At 45.7% G+C, this 5,950-nt stretch carries 1 protein-coding gene; it reads left to right on the plus strand.

Going from position 1 to position 5,950, the window contains the following annotated elements:
- On the plus strand, nt 1-5,950 hold a 5,950-nt coding region (locus A7985_RS25255; RefSeq protein ID WP_141685450.1), incomplete at both ends, for an SdrD B-like domain-containing protein.

Below are 5,950 nucleotides of genomic sequence, written 5' to 3' on the forward strand. Positions count from 1 at the left end.
GGTGAATTTGGCTTTGCTGGTTTAATCGAATCAAATGCGGATGGCTATACGATCACGCAAACACCAAGCTCAGATCACCAAACGGGTAATCGTTATATCGGCAGTGGCGCAGGTGTTATCAGCAATGTTGCTAAAGTCGTGGTCGGCACAGATCCTGCGCCAACACTGCGCTTTACTGAAAAACCCAAAGCAGGTGATAAAACCGTATCTGGTAAGGTGTTCTTCGATGTAGATCAAAATGGCATTATCGATCCAAACGACTCAGTCCTTAAAAATATCAGCATCAAACTCACGGGCATTGATAAGTTTGATCAGGTTGTAGCGCTTACAACCACCACAGATGTAAACGGTGAATTTAGCTTTGCGGGTTTAATCGAATCAAATGCGGATGGCTACACGATCATGCAAACGCCAAGCTCAGATAACCAAACGGGTAATCGCTATATCGGCAGTGGCGCGGGTGTGATCAGTAATATTGCTAAAGTCGTGGTCGGCACAGATCCAACACCAACACTGCGCTTTACTGAAAAGCCAAAAGCAGGTGATAAAACCGTATCTGGTAAGGTGTTCTTCGATGTAGATCAAAATGGCGTCTTGGATCCAGCAGACTTCGCCCTTAACACTATCAGCATCAAACTAACGGGTACGGATAAGTTTGGTCAGGTTGTAGAGCTTACTACCACCACAGATGTAAATGGTGAATTTGGCTTTGCTGGTTTAATTGAATCAAACGCGGATGGCTACACCATCACGCAAACACCAAGCCCAGACCACCAAACGGGTAATCGTTATATCGGCAGTGGCGCAGGTGTTATCAGCAATGTTGCTAAAGTCGTGGTCGGCACAGATCCAACACCAACACTGCGCTTTACTGAAAAACCCAAAGCAGGTGATAAAACCGTATCTGGTAAAGTGTTCTTCGATGTAGATCAAAATGGCATTATCGATCCAAACGACTCAGTCCTTAAAAATATCAGCATCAAACTCACGGGCATTGATAAGTTTGATCAGGTTGTAGCGCTTACAACCACCACAGATGTAAACGGTGAATTTAGCTTTGCGGGTTTAATCGAATCAAATGCGGATGGCTACACGATCATGCAAACGCCAAGCTCAGATCACCAAACGGGTAATCGCTATATCGGCAGTGGCGCGGGTGTGATCAGTAATATTGCTAAAGTCGTGGTCGGCACAGATCCAACACCAACACTGCGCTTTACTGAAAAGCCCAAAGCAGGTGATAAAACCGTATCGGGTAAGGTGTTCTTCGATGTAGGTCAAGATGGGGTTATCGATCCTAACGATTTACTCCTGAAAAATATCAGCGTAAAACTAACGGGCATTGATAAGTTTGGTCAGGTTGTAGCGCTTACTACCACCACAGATGTAAATGGTGAATTTAGCTTTGCAGGTTTAATCGAATCAAACGCGGGTGGCTACACGATCACGCAAACACCAAGCCCAGACCACCAAACGGGTAATCGCTATATCGGCAGCGGCGCGGGTGTTGTCAGCAATGTCGCTAAAGTCGTGGTCGGCACAGATCCAACACCAACAATCCGCTTTACTGAAAAGCCCATAGCAGGCGATAAAACTGTAGCGGGTAAAGTGTTCTTCGATGTAGATCAAAATGGCGTGATCGATCCGAACGATTCACTCCTTAAAAATATCAGTGTAAAACTGACGGGCACCAACAAATATGGTCAGCTTGTAGCGCTTACAACTACCACAGATGCAAACGGTGAATTTAGCTTTAGCGGATTAATCGAATCAAATGCGGATGGCTATACCATCACGCAAACACCAAGCTCAGACCACCAAACGGGTAATCGCTATATCGGCAGTAGCGCGGGTATGATCAGTAATATTGCTAAAGTCATGGTCGGCACAGATCCAACACCAGCGATCCGATTTACTGAAAAGCCCAAAGCAGGTGATAAAACCGTATCTGGCAAGGTGTTCTTCGACGTGGATCAAAACGGGGAGATCGATCCTGTCGACTCAGCCCTTAACAATATCAGCATCAAACTAACGGGCACCGACAAATATGATCAGGTTGTAGCGCTTACAACCACCACAGATGTAAATGGTGAATTTGGCTTCGCAGGTTTAATCGAATCAAACGCGGATGGCTATACCATCATGCAAACACCAACGAGCGAACATCAAACGGGTAATCGTTATATCGGCAGTGGTGCGGGTGTGGTCAGCAATGTTGCTAAAGTCGTGGTGGGCACAGATCCAACGCCAATAATCCGCTTTACTGAAAAGCCCATAGCAGGCGATAAAACTGTAGCGGGTAAAGTGTTCTTCGATGTAGATCAAAATGGCATTATCGACCCAAACGACTCAGTCCTAAACAATATCAATGTAAAACTCACGGGCACCGACAAATATGATCAGGTTGTAGCGCTTACAACTACCACAGATGTAAACGGTGAATTTAGCTTTGCGGGTTTAATCGAATCAAATGCGGATGGCTATACCATCACGCAAACACCAAGCTCAGACCACCAAACGGGTAATCGCTATATCGGCAGTAGCGCGGGTATGATCAGTAATATTGCTAAAGTCGTGGTCGGCACAGATCCTACGCCAGCAATCCGATTTACTGAAAAGCCCAAAGCAGGCGACAAAACCGTATCGGGTAAGGTGTTCTTCGATGTAGTTCAAAATGGCGTTATCGATCCGAACGACTTCGCCCTTAACGCTATTAGCATCAAACTGTCGGGCACCGACAAATATGGTCAGACTGTCGATCTTACCACCACCACAGATGTAAACGGTGAATTTGGCTTTAGCGGATTAATCGAATCAAATGCGGATGGCTATACCATCACGCAAACACCAAGCACTGAACATCAAACGGGTAATCGTTATATCGGCAGTGGCGTGGGTGTTGTCAGCAATATCGCTAAAGTCGTGGTCGGTACAGATCCTACGCCAACACTGCGCTTTACTGAAAAGCCAAAAGCAGGCGATAAAACCATATCGGGTAAAGTGTTCTTCGATGTAGATCAAAATGGCGCCTTGGATCCAGCAGACTCCGCCCTTAACAATATCAATGTAAAAATCACGGGTAAGGATAAGTTTGGTCAGGTTGTTGATCTTACAATCACCACAGATGTAAACGGTGAATTTAGCTTTAGCGGATTAATTGAATCAAATGCGGATGGCTATACCATCACGCAAACACCAAGCCCAGATCACCAAACGGGTAATCGCTATATCGGCAGTGGCGCAGGTATTGTCAGTAATGTAGCCAAAGTGATTGTCGGCACAGATCCTACGCCAGCGATCCGCTTTACTGAAAAGCCAAAAGCAGGTGATAAGTCTGTATCTGGTAAGGTGTTCTTCGATGTAGATCAAGATGGCGTTATCGATCCGAGCGATTCAGCCCTTAACAATATCAATGTAAAACTGACGGGCACCGACAAACATGGCCAGATTGTTGAGCTTACAACCACCACAGATGTAAACGGTGAATTTGGCTTTGCAGGTTTAATTGAATCAAACGCCGATGGCTACACCATCACACAAACACCAAGCACTGAACATCAAACGGGTAATCGTTATATCGGCAGTGACGCGGGTGTTGTGAGCAATGTCGCCAAAGTCGTGGTCGGCACAGATCCAACACCAACACTGCGCTTTACTGAAAAGCCAAAAGCAGGTGATAAAACCGTATCTGGTAAAGTGTTCTTCGATGTAGATCAAAATAGCGCCTTGGATCCAGCAGACTCCGCCCTTAACAATATCAATGTAAAACTCACGGGTAAGGATAAGTTTGGTCAGGTTGTTGATCTTACCACCACCACAGATGTAAACGGTGAATTTAGCTTTGCGGGTTTAATCGAATCAAATGCGGATGGCTATACGATCACGCAAACACCAAGTACTGAACATCAAGCGGGTAATCGTTATATCGGCAGCGGGGTGGGTGTTGTCAGCAATATCGCCAAAGTGATTGTCGGCACAGATCCAACACCAGTAATCCGCTTTACTGAAAAACCCAAAGCAGGTGATAAAACCGTATCTGGTATGGTGTTCTTCGATGTAGATCAAGATGGCGTTATCGATCCGAACGATTCAGCCCTTAAAAATATCAGTGTAAAACTCATGGGCACAGATAAATATGGTCAGGCTGTCGAGCTTGAAACCATCACAGATGTAAACGGTGAATTTAGCTTTGCAGGTTTAATTGAATCAAACGCGGATGGCTACACCATCACACAAACACCAAGCCCAGATCACCAAACGGGTAATCGTTATATCGGCAGTGGCGCAGGTGTTGTCAGCAGTGTTGCTAAAGTCGTGGTCGGCACAGATCCAACACCAGCAATCCGCTTTACTGAAAAGCCAAAAGCAGGCGATAAAACTGTAGCGGGTAAAGTGTTCTTCGATGTGGATCAAAATGGCGCCTTGGATCCAGCAGACTCCGCCCTTAACACTATCAGCATCAAACTCTCGGGCACCGACAAATATGGTCAGGCTGTTGCTCTTGAAACCACCACAGATGTAAACGGTGAATTCAGCTTTGCTGGTTTAATCGAATCAAACGCCGATGGCTATACCATCACGCAAACACCAAGCCCAGAGCATCAAACGGGTAATCGTTATATCGGCAGTGGCGCGGGTGTTGTCAGCAATGTTGCTCAAGTCGCGGTCGGCACAGATCCAACACCAACACTGCGCTTTACTGAAAAGCCCAAAGCAGGTGATAAAACTATATCTGGTAAGGTGTTCTTCGATGTAGATCAAAATGGCGTGATCGATCCGAACGATTCAGCCTTAAACAATATCAATGTAAAACTGACGGGCACCGACAAATATGGTCAGGTTGTAGCGCTTGCAACTACCACAGATGTAAACGGTGAATTTAGCTTTGCTGGTTTAATCGAATCAAACGCGGATGGCTACACCATCACGCAAACACCAAGCCCAGACCACCAAACGGGTAATCGCTATATCGGCAGCGGCGCGGGTATGATCAGTAATATTGCTAAAGTCGTGGTCGGCACAGATCCAACACCAACACTGCGCTTTACTGAAAAGCCAAAAGCAGGCGATAAAACTGTAGCGGGTAAAGTGTTTTTCGATGTAGATCAAAATGGCATTATCGATCCAAACGACTCAGTCCTTAAAAATATCAGCATCAAACTCACGGGCATTGATAAGTTTGATCAGGTTGTAGCGCTTACAACCACCACAGATGTAAACGGTGAATTTAGCTTTAGCGGATTAATCGAATCAAATGCGGATGGCTACACGATCATGCAAACGCCAAGCTCAGATCACCAAACGGGTAATCGCTATATCGGCAGCGGCGCGGGTGTTGTCAGCAATATTGCTAAAGTCGTGGTCGGCACAGATCCAACACCAGCGATCCGCTTTACTGAAAAGCCAAACGCAGGCGATAAAACCATATCGGGTAAAGTGTTCTTCGATGTAGATCAAAATGGCGCCTTGGATCCAGCAGACTCCGCCCTTAACAATATCAATGTAAAACTCACGGGTAAGGATAAGTTTGGTCTGGTTGTTGATCTTACCACCACCACAGATGTAAACGGTGAATTTAGCTTTGCGGGTTTAATCGAATCAAATGCGGATGGCTATACGATCACGCAAACACCAAGTACTGAACATCAAACGGGTAATCGTTATATTGGCAGTGGCGCGGGTGTTGTCAGCAATGTCGCTAAAGTCATGGTCGGCACAGATCCAACACCAGCAATCCGCTTTACTGAAAAGCCCAAAGCAGGCGATAAAACTTTAGCGGGTAAAGTGTTTTTCGATGTCGATCAAAATGGCGTTATCGATCCGAACGACTCAGTCCTTAAAAATATCAGCATCAAACTCACGGGCATTGATAAGTTTGATCAGGTTGTAGCGCTTACAACCACCACAGATGTAAACGGTGAATTTAGCTTTAGCGGATTAATCGAATCAA

Origin of the sequence: Pseudoalteromonas luteoviolacea, from assembly GCF_001696455.1 — a bacterium.
In the GTDB taxonomy this organism is placed as follows: domain Bacteria; phylum Pseudomonadota; class Gammaproteobacteria; order Enterobacterales; family Alteromonadaceae; genus Pseudoalteromonas; species Pseudoalteromonas luteoviolacea_C.